15 protein-coding genes and 1 pseudogene are annotated in these 17805 nt (G+C 69.7%); 6 read left to right on the top strand and 10 right to left on the bottom strand.

The window, feature by feature from the left end; translation table 11 throughout:
• The first annotated feature begins 71 nt into the window (after positions 1-71).
• Complete coding sequence (locus OHT21_RS10070; protein ID WP_328767919.1) at positions 72-977, top strand: LysR family transcriptional regulator; 906 nt, start codon at positions 72-74, stop codon at positions 975-977.
• A 14-nt stretch (positions 978-991) separates the two neighbouring features.
• Here the strand turns inward: OHT21_RS10070 and OHT21_RS10065 are convergent, their stop codons facing one another.
• Positions 992-1846 carry a phosphotransferase enzyme family protein gene (locus OHT21_RS10065; protein WP_328767918.1) on the bottom strand — a complete coding sequence of 285 codons (855 nt, stop codon included), beginning with the start codon at positions 1844-1846 and terminating at the stop codon, positions 992-994.
• 308 nt (positions 1847-2154) lie between these two features.
• On the opposite strand from OHT21_RS10065, the pseudogene mgt reads away from it, so the two are divergent.
• A pseudogene (gene mgt / locus OHT21_RS10060) lies at positions 2155-3430 on the top strand (macrolide-inactivating glycosyltransferase).
• Between the two features lie 7 nt (positions 3431-3437).
• Here the strand turns inward: mgt and OHT21_RS10055 are convergent.
• Both OHT21_RS10055 and OHT21_RS10050 read right to left on the bottom strand, forming a co-directional pair.
• Entirely contained in the window at positions 3438-3983 is a 546-nt protein-coding gene (locus OHT21_RS10055; RefSeq protein ID WP_328767917.1) for a DUF1697 domain-containing protein, read from the bottom strand.
• A gap of 129 nt (positions 3984-4112) precedes the next feature.
• Positions 4113-5321: a S8 family peptidase gene (locus OHT21_RS10050; RefSeq protein ID WP_328767916.1), complete on the bottom strand. Its 1209-nt coding sequence runs from the start codon at positions 5319-5321 to the stop codon at positions 4113-4115.
• Between the two features lie 435 nt (positions 5322-5756).
• On the opposite strand from OHT21_RS10050, the gene OHT21_RS10045 reads away from it, so the two are divergent.
• The 4 genes from OHT21_RS10045 (at position 5757) to OHT21_RS10030 (ending at position 11058) form a co-directional block, all read left to right on the top strand.
• Complete coding sequence (locus tag OHT21_RS10045) at positions 5757-8033, top strand: MMPL family transporter (RefSeq protein WP_328767915.1); 2277 nt, start codon at positions 5757-5759, stop codon at positions 8031-8033.
• Positions 8034-8178: 145 nt separating this feature from the next.
• Positions 8179-9369, top strand: coding sequence for a helix-turn-helix domain-containing protein (locus OHT21_RS10040; protein WP_328767914.1), 1191 nt, complete (start codon positions 8179-8181; stop codon positions 9367-9369).
• Positions 9366-9908: a hypothetical protein gene (locus OHT21_RS10035; RefSeq protein ID WP_328767913.1), complete on the top strand. Its 543-nt coding sequence runs from the start codon at positions 9366-9368 to the stop codon at positions 9906-9908. The genes OHT21_RS10040 and OHT21_RS10035 overlap by 4 nt, the downstream gene beginning before the upstream one ends.
• Before the next feature lie 127 nt (positions 9909-10035).
• Positions 10036-11058 carry a ketopantoate reductase family protein gene (locus OHT21_RS10030; RefSeq protein ID WP_328767912.1) on the top strand — a complete coding sequence of 341 codons (1023 nt, stop codon included), beginning with the start codon at positions 10036-10038 and terminating at the stop codon, positions 11056-11058.
• Between the two features lie 73 nt (positions 11059-11131).
• Here the strand turns inward: OHT21_RS10030 and OHT21_RS10025 are convergent, their stop codons facing one another.
• The 7 genes from OHT21_RS10025 to cysC all read right to left on the bottom strand — a co-directional run bounded on the left by OHT21_RS10025 (position 11132) and on the right by cysC (position 17805).
• Positions 11132-11869, bottom strand: coding sequence for a sirohydrochlorin chelatase (locus OHT21_RS10025; RefSeq protein ID WP_328767911.1), 738 nt, complete (start codon positions 11867-11869; stop codon positions 11132-11134).
• Between the two features lie 20 nt (positions 11870-11889).
• The gene (locus tag OHT21_RS10020; protein ID WP_328767910.1) at positions 11890-12807 is read right to left on the bottom strand and encodes an ABC transporter permease; all 918 of its coding nucleotides are present in this window, start codon (positions 12805-12807) and stop codon (positions 11890-11892) included.
• Positions 12794-13582, bottom strand: coding sequence for an ABC transporter ATP-binding protein (locus OHT21_RS10015; protein WP_328767909.1), 789 nt, complete (start codon positions 13580-13582; stop codon positions 12794-12796). Before OHT21_RS10015 ends, OHT21_RS10020 begins: the two co-directional genes overlap by 14 nt.
• Positions 13583-13618: 36 nt before the next feature.
• Entirely contained in the window at positions 13619-14728 is a 1110-nt protein-coding gene (locus tag OHT21_RS10010; RefSeq protein ID WP_328767908.1) for an aliphatic sulfonate ABC transporter substrate-binding protein, read from the bottom strand.
• Positions 14729-14957: 229 nt separating this feature from the next.
• A complete protein-coding gene (locus OHT21_RS10005; RefSeq protein WP_328767907.1) occupies positions 14958-16313 on the bottom strand; it encodes a sulfate adenylyltransferase subunit 1 in 1356 nt (451 codons plus the stop codon).
• A 2-nt stretch (positions 16314-16315) separates the two neighbouring features.
• Positions 16316-17251 (bottom strand): sulfate adenylyltransferase subunit CysD, encoded by a 936-nt coding sequence (cysD, locus tag OHT21_RS10000; protein WP_328767906.1) that lies wholly within the window; start codon positions 17249-17251, stop codon positions 16316-16318.
• Complete coding sequence (gene cysC, locus OHT21_RS09995; RefSeq protein WP_328767905.1) at positions 17248-17805, bottom strand: adenylyl-sulfate kinase; 558 nt, start codon at positions 17803-17805, stop codon at positions 17248-17250. Before cysC ends, cysD begins: the two co-directional genes overlap by 4 nt.

Here is a 17805-nt window from a genome sequence, read left to right as displayed (position 1 = left end):
TTGCCTTTCCCGCTCGATGAAGCCCATAGCCACCTTCTTAAGCAACCCTTTAGCATCCCTACACTGAGGCAATGGACGAACGGCAGCTGAGGATTCTGCGGGAGCTCGGGGAACTGGGCAGCGTCACGGCGGTCGCCGAGGCCCTGCTGGTGACACCCTCGGCGATCTCGCAGCAACTGCGGCTGCTGCAACGCGCGATGCCCGTCCCGCTCACCGAGCGCCAGGGGCGACGACTGGCCCTCACGGACGCCGGTCAGGCCCTGGCCGACGCGGCGATCGAGGTGGAGACGGCGCTGGAGCGGGCGCGCCACACCGTCGCCGAGTTCGTCGACCGGCCGGACGGCGAGGTGTCGCTGGCGGCCTTCCACAGCGCGGGCTCGGCGTTCTTCCCCTTGCTGCTACGGGCCGTCGCCGCACCCGGCGGACCCCAGCTCGCCCTCGCCGACGAGGACGTCCCGCAGGCCGACTTCCCACCGCTGACCAGGCAGTACGACCTCGTACTCGCCCACCGCCTCGAGCACGCGCCCCCGTGGCCGCGCACCGTGGCCGCGACCACGCTGCTGCGCGAACCGCTCGACGTCGCCATGCCCGCCGATCACCCGCTGGCCGTGAAGCGACGGCTCGTACCACGCGACGTGGCCGACCAGCCGTGGATCACGGTGCACGACGGCTTCCCGCTGATGGCCACCATCGAGGCCATCGCCACCGCCGCGGGCCAACGCCTCCAACTCGCCCACCGCATCAACGAGTTCGCCGTCGTCGCAGAGGCGGTCGCCGCAGGCGGAGGCCTCGCCCTGATGCCCCGCTGGACCACCCGCCCGCATCCCGACCTCGTCCTCAAGCCCCTCACCGGCGTACGGGCCCGACGGCGCATCGACGCCCTGTACCGCCCCGAACGCACGGCGCGGAAGGCCGTCCGCGCGGTCCTGACCGAGCTGCACCGTGCAGCCGACGTGATCCGAAGCCAGGACCGCTGAACCTCAGCCGGCCCTCAGAACGAGTACCAGCGCACGGTCGCGTCCCCCTCCCGCAGCGAAGCCACCCGCCGCTCGAACTCCTCCCGTGCCTTCGGGTTGCTCGGTGCGTGCTGGGCCACCCAGGCGCAGCTGGCCGTCTCACGTGCCCCGCGCAGTACGGCGCAGCCGTCCCAGCCGCGTACGTCCCAGCCGTATGCGTCGATGAAGGCGTCGTACGCCTCGGCCGGGAGGCCGTAGCGGTCGCGGGACAGGGCCATGACCACCAGGTCGTGTTCGCGCAGGTCGGCGGAGAACGTTTCGAGGTCGACCAGGACGGGGCCGTCGGGGCCGACGTGGACGTTGCGCGGGAGTGCGTCGCCGTGGATCGGGCCCGGGGGCAGATGCGGGGTGAGCGCGGCGGCGGCGGTCGTGAAGCCGTCGCGGCGTTCGCGCAGATACGCGGCGTCCGCCGGGTCGATCGCGTCGCCCGCGAGCCGCAGCCAGCGCTCGACGCCGCCCAGCAGTTCGCGGCGCGGCAGGGCGAAGGCGGGGGTGGGCAGGGCGTGCACCCTTCGGAGCAGTTCGGCGAGATCGCGGGGCTCGGCGGGGCGTATGGGCTCGGGTAGCCGGTGCCATACCGTCACCGGGTGGCCGGCCACGAGGCGCGCCTCGGGTTCGGCGGCCCGTACGGCGGGGACGCCGGCCTCCGCGAGCCAGTGCGCGACGGCCAGTTCACGCCGTGCCCGGTCGAGGAGTTCGGCGTCGCGCCCTACCTTGACGACCAGGCTGCCGGCGGCGAACACGGCGTTCTCGCCCAGGGCGAGGAGCTCCGCGCCGCCTCGGCCGAGTCCCGCGTCGGCGAGCACGTCGCGTGCTCGTGCCTCGTCCATCACTTGCCTCCCGTGGCTGCCTGTCCGCTCCGCTGGGGGGTGCGGTTCGAAACTGCGGGTTCGTTGTGGCTGGTCGCTTCCCCACTCTCGGCTGCGCTCGAGCGGGGGCCCCATCGCGGCGGAGCCGCAAATGTCACAGCCCCGCGCCCCTGAAGGGGCGCGGTACCGAAGCGGACTTCGGGAAGTCCACCTAGTCCGGCATCAGACACGTACGCGCCTCGTGCCCGCGTACGACGTCGAGATCGCGCCATCCGCCGACCAGTGTCGCATTCGCCCAGGTGGGAGCCCTCATCGGATCCCGCCACCCCATAGGACGGGAGCCCGAAAAAAGATTGCACGAGACGTATCGTCTCGCGTACTGTCTCCGGCATGACCACACCCCGCCCCGCCCACATCGCCATGTTCTCCATCGCCGCCCACGGGCACGTGAACCCGAGCCTCGAGGTGATCCGGGAGCTCGTGGCCCGCGGGCATCGCGTGACGTACGCGATTCCGCCCGCCTTCGCCGAGAAGGTGGCCGAGACCGGTGCCGAGCCGAAGCTCTGGCAGTCGACGCTGCCCGGCCCCGACGCCGACCCCGAAGCATGGGGGAGCACGCTTCTCGACAATGTGGAGCCGTTCCTTACCGACGCGATCCAGGCCCTGCCGCAGCTCATCGAGGCGTACGAGGGCGACGAGCCGGACCTCGTGCTGCACGACACCGCTTCCTACCCGGCCCGTGTCCTCGCCCACCGCTGGGGCGTCAAGGCGATCACGCTCTCCCCGCACATGGTCGCCTGGGACGGCTACGAGGAGGAGGTCGCCGAACCCATGTGGGCCGAGCCGAAGAAGACCGAGCGCGGCAAGGCGTACTACGCCCGCTTCCAGGCCTGGCTGGACGAGAACGGGATCGGCATGAACCCCGACTCCTTCGGCGGCCGGCCCGACCGCTCGCTCGTCCTCATCCCCAAGGCGCTTCAGTGGAACGCCGACCGGGTCGACGAGAACCGCTACACCTTCGTCGGCGCCTGCCAGGGCAACCGCTCGGCGCAGGGTGACTGGCAGCGGCCAGCCGGCGCGGACAAGGTACTCCTCGTCTCCCTCGGCTCCGCCTTCACCAAGCAGCCCGGCTTCTACCGCGAATGCCTCAAGGCCTTCGGCGACCTGCCCGGCTGGCACATGGTGCTCCAGATCGGCAAGCACGTAGACCCGGCCGAACTCGGCGCGATCCCCGCCAACGTGGAAGTACGGGACTGGGTCCCCCAGTTGGCGATCCTCAAGCAGGCCGACGCCTTCATCACCCACGCGGGCGCGGGCGGCAGTCAGGAGGGGCTGGCCACCGGGACGCCGATGGTCTGCGTGCCCCAGGCCGCCGACCAGTTCGGCAACGCCGACGTGCTCCAGTCCCTCGGCGTCGCCCGCAACGTGCCCACTGAAGAGGCGACAGCCGAGACCCTGCGCGAGGCCGTCCTCACCCTGACCGACGACCCGGAGGTGGCGCGCCGACTCAAGGAAATCCAGCAGCAGATGGCCGCCGAAGGCGGTACGAAGCGCGCGGCAGACCTGATCGAGGCGGAACTCGCTGTGGCCCAGGGGAACCCCTAAGCCACCCCTAAGCCCGGGTCAGCTCCGCAAGCTTGACCACAGTGTTCCAGTTGCGGCTCGTGGCGATCAGGCCCTTCAGCAGCCGCGGCTTCGACAGGGCCTCGGCCAGCTTGGAGCGGCCGAGGCCATCAGGGACGTACAGGTAGAGGCAGCGGTCGCCGAGGCGGAACTCCTCGGGGAGGAAGGCCTGTTGGTCAATCGGCGCGAAGCGCTCGGGGGCGACCGGCGCGGAGAAGTACGTGATGTGCAGCTGCTTGGGCTGGAGTTCGGCCGCCGGGAACGGGCAGGCCTCCAGCACCGCCTGGAGATACGCGTGGTCGCGGACCAGGACGTCGACGGTGAAGCCGAACTGCTTCTCGATGGCCGCGGTGATGTCGGCGGCGAGGGAGTCCTCGTCGCCGCCGTCCGCGGTGAAGATCGCGTTGCCGCTCTGGAGGTACGTGCTCACCCCGCCGAAACCGACTCCCTGCAGCAGCGTGCGCAGTTCGGCCATCGGCACCTTCTTGCTGCCGCCCACGTTGATCCCGCGCAACAGCGCCGCATACGTCGTCATACGCACACAATAGAACCGCCGCACACGACAGATCCGCGTACGACGAACACGACAGATCCGCATACGACGAAGCGGCCGCCGTGCCCCGTGGGGGCGAGCACGACGGCCGCGGTCGGAGACGTTACTCGCTTATTCGACGATCTTCAGGAGCTTGTTCGGCGTGCCCGGGGACGCGTTGGAGATCGTGTCCGGGATCGCGCCGTCGGAGAGCGCCTTGGTGACCGCCGCCGGGTCGGCGTCGGGGTTGCCGGCCAGGTAGACGGCGGCGGCGCCCGCCACGTGCGGGGTCGCCATGGACGTACCGGAGATGGTGTTGGTGGCGTCGTCGCCGGTGTTCCAGGCGGAGGTGATCTCCGAGCCGGGGGCGTAGATGTCCACGGCGGAACCGAAGTTGGAGAAGTCCGACTGCTGGTCGTCCTCGGTGGAGGAGGCGACCGTGATGGCCTCGGGGACGCGGGCCGGTGAGCCCTGGCTCGCGTCGGCCGACTCGTTGCCCGCCGCGACGGCGAAGGTGACGCCGGACGCGATGGCCTTCTTCACGGCCGCGTCGAGGGCTTCGTCGACGGTGCCGCCGAGGCTCATGTTGGCGACGGACGGGCCCTCGGCGTTGGCGGTGACCCAGTCGATGCCCGCGACGACCTGCTCCGTGGTGCCGGAGCCCTGGTCGTCGAGCACCCGTACGCCGACGATCTTCGCCTTCTTCGCGACGCCGTGCGCCTCGCCCGCGATGGTGCCCGCGACATGCGTGCCGTGGCCGTTGCCGTCCTGCGCGACGTTGTCGTTGTCGATCGCGTCGAAGCCATCCGTGGCACGGCCGCCGAAGTCGCTGTGGCTGACGCGGACTCCGGTGTCGATGACGTACGCGGTGACGCCCTCGCCGGCGCTGTCGGGGTAGTTGTAGGCGCCGTCGCCCGCGGTCTCGGTCTGGTCGATGCGGTCCAGGCCCCAGGACGGCGGGTTGGCCTGGGTGGCGTCGATGTGGAACTTCTTGTTCTGGACCACCTTGGCGACCGACGGATCGCCGGCCAGCCGCTTGGCCTCGGTCTCCGAAAGCCCGGACGCGGAGAAGCCGTTGACGGCCGAGGCGTACGTGCGCTTCAGGGAACCGCCGTACTCCTGGGCGAGGTCCTTCTTGGCGCCCTTGGAGGCCTTCTCGTCGAGCAGCACGATGTAGCTGCCGGAAACGGCGCCCTTGGCGTCGAGGCCGTAGACCTTGCCCTCGGCCACAGGGGCCGCACCGGCGGTGGTGCCGGCGACGACGGTCACGCCCACCGCGGTGGCGGTGGTGGCTATGGCCGCGATCAGCCTGGTTCTGCGGGCACGCTGGGTTGTTGCCATGGAGAGGGTTCTCCTCTTGGTTCTGTGGGGGGATTTGTGGGGGGACTTGCTTGTGTGGGGAAACTCGCCGCCGGGCACGGAAAGTTACCCGGCGGTTGGCACGAAACCCTGTCTGATTGACGCGCGCAGATCAACACCTACATACACCTGTGACACATTCAACAAGTGTTCGCAATAACAAAGGGGTTCAGGCCTGACAGAAGGGACGCGATGCCCGACGGGCCGGACGTCGTGATCGCGAACCCCGAGAAGTCAATTTAGGTGTAAGGGGCCACCTCCTCCTTGGTGCTGATATCACGGGGGCCGATCGGAGGAGTCGATCCTCCGTCAGTTCACCGGGCAGCACGACGAGATGCGCTTATCCCGCCCATACCTTCAAACAAAGCCATGGGGACGGCAGGGGGTCGTCACCACAGACAAGGGGGCAAGCCCGTCATGGGGAACGGAGACACACGGGTGCGGGGCATAGCAGCCCGGGCCGGCGGCTGGAGCGCCCGGCACCGCTGGGCGGCCGTCGGGATCTGGATGCTGTTCGTCGTCCTGACGATGGGGCTCGGCTCCGCGGCGGGCACGGTCGAGGTCAAGAACAGCGAGCAGATCAGCGGCGAGACCAGCCGGGCGGCGACCATCGCCGAAGAGGCCGGCATCGACGAGCCGGCGGGGGAGACCGTGCTCGTCCAGGCCAAGGACTCCGGCACGAAGGCGACGGACGCGGACTTCCGCGCCGCCGTCACGGCCGTGATGCAGGCGGTCGAGAAGACCGGCGAGGTGACCGCCGTGACCTCGCCGTACGACACGAAGACCATCTCCAAGGACGGCCGCAGCGCGCTCGTGCAGTTCGACATGCGCGGCGAGGCGGACACCGCGGGCGAGCGCGTGGAGCCCGTACTCAAGGCCGTCGAAGAGGTGCAGAAGGACCATGAGTCGCTGACGATCGAGCAGATCGGCGGCGCCAGCATGATGAAGACGTTCGACGATGCGTTCGGCGAGGACTTCAAGCAGGCCGAGTACTCCGCCGTGCCGGTGGCGCTCGGCATTCTGCTGGTCGCGTTCGGCGCGGTGGTGGCGGCGCTGGTGCCGGTGGCGCTCGCGATCACCGCGATCATCGCGACGATGGGTCTGATGGGCATCGTCAGCCATGTGATGCCCATGAGCGACACCGCCAGCTCCGTGATGCTGCTGGTGGGCCTCGCGGTCGGCGTCGACTACTGCCTGTTCTACCTGCGCCGCGAGCGCGAGGAGCGGGCGGCCGGACGCGACGCGCAGACCGCGCTCCAGATCGCCGCGGCGACCAGCGGCCGCGCCATCATCGTCTCCGGTGTCACGGTGTGCGTGGCGATGGCGGGCATGCTCTTCACCGGGATCGCCGAGTTCGAGGGCATGGGCCTGGCCTCGCTGATGGTCGTGGCGGTCGCCATGGTCGGCTCGGTGACGGTGCTGCCCGCGCTGCTCTCGCTGCTCGGTGAGCGGGTGGAGAAGGGGCGGATCCCGTATCTGCACCCGGAGAGCAAGCTGCGGCGCAACCGTGGGCGTGGCAACCGTGAGAGCCGCTTCTGGACGGCCGTGCTCAAGGGTGTGCTGGCGCGGCCCGCACTCTCGGTCATCGTCGCGGCCGGTGCCCTGCTCGCCGTCGCGGCTCCCGCACTCGGCATGAAGACCCAGAACCTCACCCTGGACCAGGAGTTCGGCGACTCGCTGCCCATCGTGGCGACGTACGACCGGGTCAACGAGGCCTTCCCCGGCGGTTCCGATCCGGCCGAGGTGGTCATCAAGGCCGACGACATCAACTCGCCCGAGGTGAAGTCCGCGATCGCCGACTTCCGTACGCAGGCGGTGGAATCGGGTGCCTCGCGCGGCCCGGTCGACGTCAAGGTGCACGACGAGAAGAACGTCGCCTTCGTGTACGTACCTCTGGTGGGCGGCTCGGACCTGGACAAGGCCGAGAAGAGCCTGACGACCATCCGCGACGAGGTGCGCCCGGCGACGCTCGGCAAGGTCGACGGCCTCGAGGCGCCGGTCACCGGTCAGGTCGCGGGCTCGAAGGACTTCAACGACCAGCTCGGCGGCGCGGTGGCCCCGGTCTTCGCCTTCGTCGTGGTCTTCGCCTTCCTGCTGATGCTGCTGTCGTTCCGCTCGGTGACGATCGCGATCACCGCGATCGTCCTCAACCTCCTTTCGGTCGGGGCGGCTTACGGCATCCTCGTCGGCGTCTTCCAGCACGGCTGGGGCGCCTCGCTGGTCGGCGCGGAGGGCGTGGGCGCCATCATCACCTGGCTGCCGCTGTTCCTCTTCGTGATCCTCTTCGGCCTGTCCATGGACTACCACGTGTTCGTGGTCTCCCGGATCCGCGAGGCGCGACTGCGGGGCCGGGACACGAAGGACGCCATCCAGCACGGCGTCGTCACCACGGCCGGTGTCGTCACCAGCGCCGCCGTCATCATGGTCGCGGTCTTCGCGATCTTCGGCACGCTGTCCATGCAGTCCATGAAGCAGATGGGCGTCGGCCTCGCGGCGGCGGTCCTCATCGACGCGACGATCATCCGAGGCGTCCTGCTCCCAGCGGCGATGGCCCTCCTCGGCGAACGCAACTGGTACTTCCCGAAGTGGCTCAACCGCCTCCCGGACCTCACCCACGACGAGTCCCCCGGCGACGCGGTGGCCTCACCGCCTCCGTCTCCGCCGGCGGTGGAGGGAGAGAAGGTGAGGGTCTGACCTTCTCGCGGTAGTCGCGGTAGTCGCGGAGTTCGGTACGTGGCCGGGGTGGGCGCATCGCGCATCCCGGCCACGTTGCTGTGTGCGGGGGGCTGCCCTGGTCGGCGCGTTGCGATTTTCGCAAGACGTGGTTTACGGTGGGTGCATGAACGAGACTGTGATCGACCGTGTGCGCAGGGTCATGGACGCAGCCTCCATCAGCCAGGCCGCGTTCGCCGAGAAGGTCGGGCTCACCCCCGACAAGTTGTCGAAGTCCCTTGCTGGGGTGCGTCGATTCAGCTCGCTCGATCTGGCGCTGATCGCCGAGGCCGGCGGCAGGACGGTGGACTGGCTGCTCACGGGGCGCGAGCCGCTGCGTCCGTCGTTCGCGGCGCGTACCACCGCTGGGTCGGCTCCCCGGCGGGACCGCGTGAGTGATGCCGCAGACCGCTTCACCGCGGCGTACGAGGTGCTGGAGCTGTTGGGGAGACCGTCGAAGCTGCCGCAACTGCCCTCCCTGCGCTCCGATCTCAAACGCTTTGTGGACCAGGGAACACAGCTCGCTCAGGATGCCGTTGGTGTTCTGACGGCGGCAGGCAAGTCCCGTACCGTGGCCGATCTCGAGACCGATGCGCTGATCACGGAATGCGCCCAACTGTTCGGCGTGGACGTCGCGGTGACACGACTGCCCGACGGAGTGGACGGGCTCACCTGGCAGACGGATGCCTTCCGGCTCATCCTCGTCGGGCCCACGGAGACCTGGACCCGGCAGAGGTTCACGCTGGCTCATGAACTCGGCCACATCCTGGCCCGCGACGCCCAGGACCTCGTCGTCGAGTCACATGTGGCACCCGGCCGGCAGAAGGACCTCACGGAGGTACGGGCCAATGTCTTCGCCTCGAACCTGCTGATGCCCGAGCCTGAAGTCCGGCACCAGTTCCGGCAGGTGGCCGACCGGCACAGCAAGCTCACCGACGAGGCCTTCGCCAAGCTGGTCGTGGCCTTCAAGGTCTCGCCCAGCGCGCTGGCCGCACGGTTGAGCCAACTCCGCCTGATCGACGCGCAGTCGGCGCCGCACTTCCGTGGTCTGACGACGGAGACCTGCCATCTGCTGGCGGGTGCGACGGACGCCTTCCAGAGGCAGCTCGCCTGGGCGGCGGCCGAGCGATTCCCTGTACGCCTCGTGGCATCCCTCTACCAGGCCTACGCCGACGGCGAGACCACTCTCCGCCCCCTCGCCGCGCTCCTGGGGATGGACGTGGACCAACTCCACGACCTTCTCGACCCGGCCGAGCCAGCCACACCTGAACCGGTCCCCGGCGACGCGGAAGAAGGGGACCTGGTCTTCCAGCCATGAAAATCTGCTGGTTCCCGGACAACACGGTGCTGTGCAACTTCGCGGCCGTCGACCGCCTGCCCCTGCTGGAGAAACTGCTCGACGGCCGCGGCCGCTGGACCGAGGCCGTGGCTCACGAAGCACAGCAGTCAGCCGCCTACCTTCCCCGCTTACGGGACAGAGTGGTGGCCGGCATGCTCGGCGAGCCGATCGCCATCACGGACATCCGGGAGATCGCCGAGGTCGACCGTATACGCCGAGCTGTCTTCGGCGGTGTCGCCTCGGCACCGACCAAACACCTCGGCGAGGCCGAGACCTGCGTACTGATCATCATGCGTCGCGAATTCCGCGACTCGGTATGGATCACCGATGACCGGTCGGCCGGCGCCTTCGCCCGGCGACGAGGCATCACCACGAAGGAGACCTACGACCTGATGCACGAGGCCGTCGTCGGTGGGCTGGTCACTGCCGCGGACGGTCACGAGCTACTCGGCCGGATGGTGGCCGCCGGCCGCCACTTGCACCGCGTTTCGACGCGGCCCGACGACCTTATGCGCTGAAGCCGCGGCGGTTCGCGCGGGCCTTCTCACACGGGATTCCAGTAGCCGGAACATGCGAACTGCCGGGGGCGGTGGCCGAGTCGAGCATTGGGTGGGCGCCGGCCGCGGCTGTGGCAGGCTCGGACTCATGCGATACATCATCATCGGAGCGGGGGCCGTGGGCGGGGCGATCGGTGGGCGCCTTGCCGGGGCCGGGTGCGAGGTTGTGTTGGTTGCGCGGGGTGCTCAGTACGAGGCGTTGCGTGAGCGTGGGTTGCGGCTGGTGGTGCCCGATGGGCCGCACGTGCAGCGGTTGGCCACGGTCGACGGGCCGTACGCCCTGGGGGAGTTGCGGGCGGAGGACGTGCTCGTACTCGCCGTCAAGACGCAGGACAGCGCGGCGGCCCTGGAGAGTTGGGCTCCGGTCACGGTGGCGGGCGGGGGGACGGCGGGGGAGCGGCTGCCCCTGGTCTGCGCGCAGAACGGCGTAGAGAGCCAGCGGCTCGCGCTGCGGCGTTTTCGGCGGGTGTACGGCATGTGTGTCTGGCTGCCCGCGGCCTTTGTCGAGCCGGGCGTTGTGTCCGCCGCCGGTACGCCTCTTACCGGCATTCTGCACCTCGGCCGTTACCCGTCCGGCATGGACGAGACGGCCCGTCGTATAGCGGCCGATCTGGAGAAGTCCCGGTTCGAGGCACCGGTCGTGCCCGATGTGACGCGCTGGCAGTACGCCAAGCTCCTCGGCAACCTCGCGAACGCGATCGAGGCGGTCAGCGGCGTGCTCGCCAGCGAGGAGGGCATCGCGCTCTACGACCGCGTTCGCGCCGAGGGTGAGGCCGTGCTCGCCGCGGCGGGCATCGCGTACGCCGGTGACGAGGAGCAGAAGCAGGCGCGCGCGGACAAGATGCGGTTCGAGCCCTTCGACGGCTCCGAGCGTGGTGCCGGCTCCTCCTGGCAGTCGCTCCACCGTGGCACCGGCACGATCGAGGCCGACTACCTCAATGGCGAGATCACCCTCCTGGGCCGCCTGCACGGCGTGCCGACCCCGCTCAACGACCTGCTGCAACGGCTCGCGAACGACTTCGCGCGCGAGCGCAGGGAGGCGGGGTCGATGCCGGTGTCCGAGCTGGTGCGGCTGGCCGACGAGGCGGTCGCGTCGGTTCAAGAGGACTGAGCGCCGCGTTTGGCTCGGGCAGGGAAGCAGCCGCGGGTCGTCCAGGGAAGAAGGTGTGGGCGTCCGCGGCTGCTCAAGCCCCCAGCGCCGCCATCACCGGCACCCGCGCCCCGTCATACCGCTCCAGCAGCACCCGAGCCACCTCCGGCGCCGGCCCCAGCACATCCGCCAGCACGTCCGCCTCGGCCGCGCCCCGCGCGATCCGGTCCGGCAGGAAGCCGGGGGCGAGGACGTACGGGGCGACCGCCACGCGGGCGCAGCCCAGCGCCCGCAGTTCCCGCACCGCGTCCTCCGTGCGGGGAAGGGATGCGGAGGCGAACGCAGGTCGCACGGCGCACCAACCGGTGTGCCGCCACTCCCGCGCGATTTCTGCGATCACTGCGATCGCCTCCGGGTCGGTGGACCCCGCCGAGGCCAGTACGACCCCGGTCGAGGACTTGTCGGCCGGGGTCAACCCGGCCTCGTACAGCCGCCGTTCGAGCGCGGCGGTCAGCAGCGGCGACGGGCCGAGCACCTCGGCCTGCCGGATCCGCAGCCGCGACGGTGCCTCCCGCAGCACCGCCGGGATGTCGGCCTTCGCGTGGAAGGCCCTGTTCAGCAGCAGCGGCTGGGCCACGACATCACGTACGCCCTCTGCCGCCATGGACTCCAGCACCGCGGGAACGGAAGGGATGTTGAAGTCCAGGAAGCCGGTCTCCACGCGCAGGCCCGGGCGCATGGCGCGTACCCGGCGCACCAGGGCGTGCACCGTCGCGGCATGGCGCGGGTCGCGGCTGCCGTGGGCGATGACGAGTAGGACCGGTCGACGCATGGGACGTGACACTCCCCGGGTCAGCGGTTCGGGAGGAGACCGCGGCTGCGCAGCACCGACCGCTCCAGCGGACTGAAGATCAGCAGGTCGATGGCGATACCGACGATCAGGATCAGGAGGATGGCGAAGAAGACCATGGACATGCTGTTCGCCGTACGGCCGTTCTCCAGCAACTGGCCGAGGCCGATGCCCAGTTCCGGCGAGGACGCGATGATCTCCGCGGCCATCAGCGAACGCCAGGAGAACGCCCAGCCCTGCTTCAGACCGGCCAGATAGCCGGGCAGCGCGGCCGGCATCACGATGTGCCAGGTGCCGCGCAGGCCCGTCGCCCCGAGCGTACGGCCCGCCCGCAGGAACAGCGGCGGCACCTGGTCGACGCCCGACACCAGGCCGTTGGCGATGGAGGGCACCGCGCCCAGCAGGATCACCGCGAACATCATCCGGTCGTTCAGGCCCAGCCACAGCACGGCCGGCGGCACCCAGGCCACCGACGGCAGTGACTGAAGGCCGGACAGGATCGGGCCGATCGCCGCCCGGACGAACTTCACGCGCGCCACCAGCAGACCCAGCGGTGTACCGATCGCCAGCGCCAGCAGGAAGCCCAGCAGCCCGCGGGAGACGCTCGTCCAGATGTACTCGTGGAGCGTGCCCTGCAGCCAGGCCTCGCGGACCTCGCCCCAGACCTCGGACGGCGCGGGCAGCTTGTAGCTGTCGACGACCTTCGCCCACACCAGGATCTGCCAGACCACCACGACCAGGAGCACGGCGACGACCGGCGGCAGGATCTTGTCGACGAGGGTCTTCCGGAAGGGCGTACGCCGGGTCTGGACTGTCTCGAGGGCGTCCAGGCCCGCTTCGAGCCCGGCGAGATCGTTGCCGTCCGCAGCGGCCTTGCCGCCGGTTCCGGTCTTGGCGTCCGTCGCCTCAGTGCTGGCCATGACGGCGGATCTCCCCACGCAGTTGATCGGTGATCTCGAGGGACAGCTCTGCCACCGCGGCGTCCTCGATACGCCGCGGTTGCGGAATGTCGACCGTCCACTCCCGTGCGATACGGCCGGGGCGCGAGGACAGCAGCACGACGCGCTCGGCGAGCCGTACCGCCTCGCGCACGTTGTGCGTCACGAACAGCACCGACAGGTTCGTCTCCCGCCAGATGCGCGTCAGCTCGTCGTGCAGCACGTCACGGGTGATGGCGTCGAGTGCCGCGAACGGCTCGTCCATCAGCAGGAGTTTGCTGTCCTGTGCCAGTGCGCGGGCCAGCGCGACCCGCTGCCGCATACCGCCCGACAGCTCGTGCACCCGCTTGCCGTGCGCGCCCTTCAGCCGGACGAGCTCCAGCAGCTCCTCGGCCTTGTCGCGCCGCTCGGACTTCGCGATGCCCCGGAGCTTCAGGGCGAGTTCGATGTTCTTGCCCGCGGTCAGCCACGGGAAGAGGGCGTGCTCCTGGAACATCAGCGCCGGGCGGCCGTCCGTGGTGATGCCGCCGGCGGTCGGCTTGTCCAGGCCGGCCACCAGGTTCAGCAGCGTCGACTTGCCGCACCCGGAGGCCCCCAGAAGGGTGACGAACTCGCCGGGCGCGACATCGAGCGTGATGTCGTCGAGGACGAGCTGCTGTCCGGCCGGGCCGGCGAAGGACTTCGAGACATGCTCGATGCGCGCGGCGTGCGCCACCGACGTACCGGCGTCGGCGGCCTTGGCGAGGGCGGTTGCCATGGTCGTCACCTCCTGTGAACTCATCGATTTCCGGACTTACTTGACGCCGAGGCCGGCGTCGTCGACTGCGGGCTCGCCCTCGGCCTTGAGGACCTTGTCCAGTGGTGCGAGGTCGTAGATGCCCTTGAGGTCGGGCTTCTCGAGCAGACCCGCCTTGACCGCGTGCCGCGCCTCGGCGCCGAGGGTGGCGGCCAGCGGATCGTCGGTGAACCGGATCGACTTCCAGGCCGGATCGATTACATCGGCGGGCAGCGGCTTCGAGGTCAGCTCCTGGAGCTTGGCGTTGGCCGCGGCCTTCGCCTCCTCCGGGTGGGCGTTCATCCAGGCGTTGGTCTTCACCGAGCCGCGCAGTACGGCCTCGACGACGTCCGGGTGCTCCTTCAGGAACTTCTGCGACACGATGATGTTCGTGATCACGAACTTCTTGTCCGGCCACAGATCGGCCTCGTCGAGCAGCACCTTGCCGCCCTCCGCGACCAGCTTGGACGCGGTCGGCTCCGGCACCCACGCACCGTCCACGGAGCCCGACTTGTAGGCGTCCGGGGTGATCTTGTTGTCCGTGCGTACCACGGACACGTCGCCCTTGCCGCTCTGCGGGTCGACCTTCCAGCCCTGCTCCGACACCCAGTTGAGGAATGCCACGTCCTGCGTGTTGCCGAGCTGCGGAGTCGCGATCTCCTTGCCCTTGACGTCCTTCAGGGACTTGATCTTCTCCGGGTTCACCACGAGCTTCACACCGCCGGACGCCGAACCGCCGATGATGCGCAGGCCCTTGCCCTCGGTCGTCGAGTAGCCGTTGATCGCGGGCGACGGACCGATCCAGCCGATGTCGATGGAGCCCGAGTTGAGCGCCTCGATCTCGGCGGGGCCCGCGTTGAACTGCGAGTACGTGGCCTGCGTGCCCCCCAGCTCCTTCTGGAGCAGCCCCTTCTTGTCACCGACGAGCGCCGTGGCGTGGGTCAGATTCGGGAAGTAGCCGATTCGTACGGTGTCGGCGGAGAGCTTCTTGCCGTGGGCGGCGACGTTCTCCGTGCCGTTGTCCTTGGCCTGGGAGCCGTACCCGCAGGCCGGCGCGGCGAGCGCCAGCAGGGGCACGGCCACCACCACGGCGAGACCGCGGCGGAGGGCGGAGGGGAGAGCAGGCACGGGAGGGGTTCCTCTCGTCGGCCCGGCGGTCACGCTCTCAGGGCGTGGCCGGGAGATCGGCAGGGGGTTTTCGTCGGTACGGGGCGCGTCGGCAAGGCGCGTACGCCTTCACCGCTGAGGGCGTCACACCGCACATCGCGCCACCCCGCCCTGCCCGCTGCCAAGGGCGCCGCTGCCAACGCGGCCGCCCTCCTTCGCGAACGTCGAGAAGAACCCGTCGGTCGTCATGTCAGAAGTCCCAGCCGTCGTCGTCGGCCGCGGTCTTCACCGGTTCCGGCGAGGCGAAGGACTCGCCGACCATGCCCGCGGTCAGCGTGGTGCCGTCCGCCGGGTCGATCAGGATGAACGAGCCGGTGCGCCGGGAGTCGGCGTACGCGTCGACCGGCAGCGGCTCGGCGGTACGGATCTTCACCCGGCCGATGTCGTTGGCGACCAGGTGCCCCGGGTGCGGATGCAGGGACAGGTCGTCGAGGGTCAGCCGGGAAGGGATGTCCTTGACGATCGCCTTGACCGTGCGGGTGCCGTGCTTGAGCAGCACGCGGTGGCCGATGGTCAGCGCCGCGTCCGCGACATGGCACACCGTCGCCTCGATGTCCTGCGTGGTCGCGGGCGCGTCCTTGCTGGGCACGATCAAGTCGCCGCGTGAGATGTCGATGTCGTCCTCCAGCAGGACGGTCACCGACTGCGTCGTCCAGGCCACGTCCACCGGCCGGCCCAGCAGGTCGATCGCGGAGATCTTCGACGTGCGGCCCGAGGGCAGCACCGTGACCTCTTCGCCGACGCGGAAGGCACCGGCCGCGATCTGGCCTGCATAACCCCGGTAGTCGGGGTGTTCGGCGGTCTGCGGGCGGATCACGTACTGCACGGGCAGACGTGCGTGGCAGGTGGCCAGGTCATGGGTGACCGGGACCGTCTCCAGGTGCTCCAGGAAGGTCGGGCCGCCGTACCAGTCCATGTTGGCGGACGGGTCCACGACGTTGTCCCCGGCGAGCGCCGAGATGGGGATCGCGGTGATCTCGGGGACGCCCAGTTCGGAGGCGTACGCCGTGAACTCCTCGGCGATCGCGGCGAAGACGGTCTCCTGGTAGTCGACGAGGTCCATCTTGTTGACGGCCAGCACCACGTGCGGGACGCGCAGCAGGGCCGCGATCGCGGCGTGCCGGCGGGTCTGCTCGACGACGCCGTTGCGGGCGTCGACGAGGATGACCGTCAGCTCGGCCGTGGAGGCACCCGTCACCATGTTGCGGGTGTACTGCACATGGCCGGGGGTGTCGGCGAGGATGAACCGGCGGCGGGCGGTGGCGAAGTAGCGGTACGCCACGTCGATCGTGATGCCCTGCTCTCGCTCGGCCCGCAGCCCGTCCGTGAGCAGCGCCAGGTCGGGTGCGTCCTGACCGCGGTTCCGCGAGGCGTGCGCGACGGCCTCCAACTGGTCGGTGAGAACCGACTTGGAGTCGTGCAGCAGCCGGCCGACGAGCGTGGACTTGCCGTCGTCGACGGACCCGGCGGTCGCGAACCGCAGCAGGGTCGTCGCCGACAGCTGCTCGACCGACAGCGGCTCGGTGGGATCGGTGGTGCTGGTCATCTTTAGAAGTACCCCTCGCGCTTACGGTCTTCCATCGCGGCCTCGGACAGCTTGTCGTCCGCGCGCGTCGCGCCCCGCTCGGTGAGCCGGGAGGCGGCGATCTCGGCGATCACCGCGTCCAGCGTGGTGGCGTCGGAGTCGACGGCGCCGGTGCAGGACATGTCGCCCACCGTGCGGTAGCGGACGAGACGCTTCTCGACGGTCTCGTCGTCCTTCGGGCCGCCCCATTCGCCTGCGGTCAGCCACATGCCGCTGCGCTGGAAGACCTCACGCTCGTGGGCGAAGTAGATCTGCGGGAGTTCGATCTTCTCCCGGGCGATGTACTGCCACACGTCCAGCTCGGTCCAGTTGGACAGCGGGAAGACGCGTACGTGCTCGCCGGGCGCGTGCCGCCCGTTGTACAGGTTCCACAGCTCGGGCCGCTGCCGGCGCGGGTCCCACTGGGAGAACTCGTCGCGCAGCGAGAACACCCGCTCCTTGGCCCGCGCCTTCTCCTCGTCCCGGCGTCCTCCGCCGAACACGGCGTCGAACCGCTCGGACTGGATCTTCTCCGTCAGCGGCACGGTCTGCAGCGGATTGCGCGTGCCGTCCGGCCGCTCCCGCAGCTTGCCCGCGTCGATGTACTCCTGCACGGAGGCGACATGCAGCCGCAGCCCGTGCTCGGCCACCACCCGGTCCCGGTAGGCGATGACCTCGGGGAAGTTGTGCCCGGTGTCCACATGCAGCAGCGAGAAGGGGATCGCCGCCGGGGCGAACGCCTTCAGCGCCAGATGCAGCATGACGATGGAGTCCTTGCCGCCGGAGAACAGGATCACCGGCCGCTCGAACTCGCCCGCCACCTCACGGAAGATGTGCACACCCTCCGACTCCAGCGCGTCCAAGTGCGAGAGCGCGTACGGGCTGTCCGTCTCCTCGGACAGAGTGGCGACGGTCGTCATGCGAGACCCCTTTCAGTGAGCAGCGCGTGGACCGTGGCTGCCGACTCCTGCACGGTCTGGTTGTGCGACTCGATGCGCAGATCGGGCGACTCAGGCGCTTCGTACGGGTCGTCGACCCCGGTGAGCCCGGAGATCTCGCCGGCCGCCTGCTTGGCGTACAGCCCCTTCACGTCGCGCTCGGAGCACACCTCGACCGGCGTCGCGACATGCACCTCGAGGTACGCGGTGCCGCTGGCCATGTGGCGCTTGCGCACCGCCTCCCGGCTGTCCGCGTACGGTGCGATCACCGGGACGAGCGTCTTGACGCCGTTACGGGACAGCAGGTCGGCGAGGTAGCCGATGCGCTGCACGTTGGTGTGCCGGTCCTCGCGGCTGAAGCCGAGGCCCGCCGTCAGGAACGTACGGATCTCGTCGCCGTCGAGCACCTCGACGCGGTGGCCCTCCGCACGCAGCCGGTCGGCCAGCTCGTACGCGATCGTGGTCTTGCCGGCACTCGGCAGACCCGTGAGCCAGATGGTGGCTCCGGTCACTTGGTTCTCCTGGTTCCTCGGCAT

Source organism: Streptomyces sp. NBC_00286 (assembly GCF_036173125.1).
In the GTDB taxonomy this organism is placed as follows: Bacteria; Actinomycetota; Actinomycetes; order Streptomycetales; family Streptomycetaceae; genus Streptomyces.
Note: the sequence above shows the minus strand (reverse complement) of the source record. Positions and strands in the feature narration are given on the sequence as shown.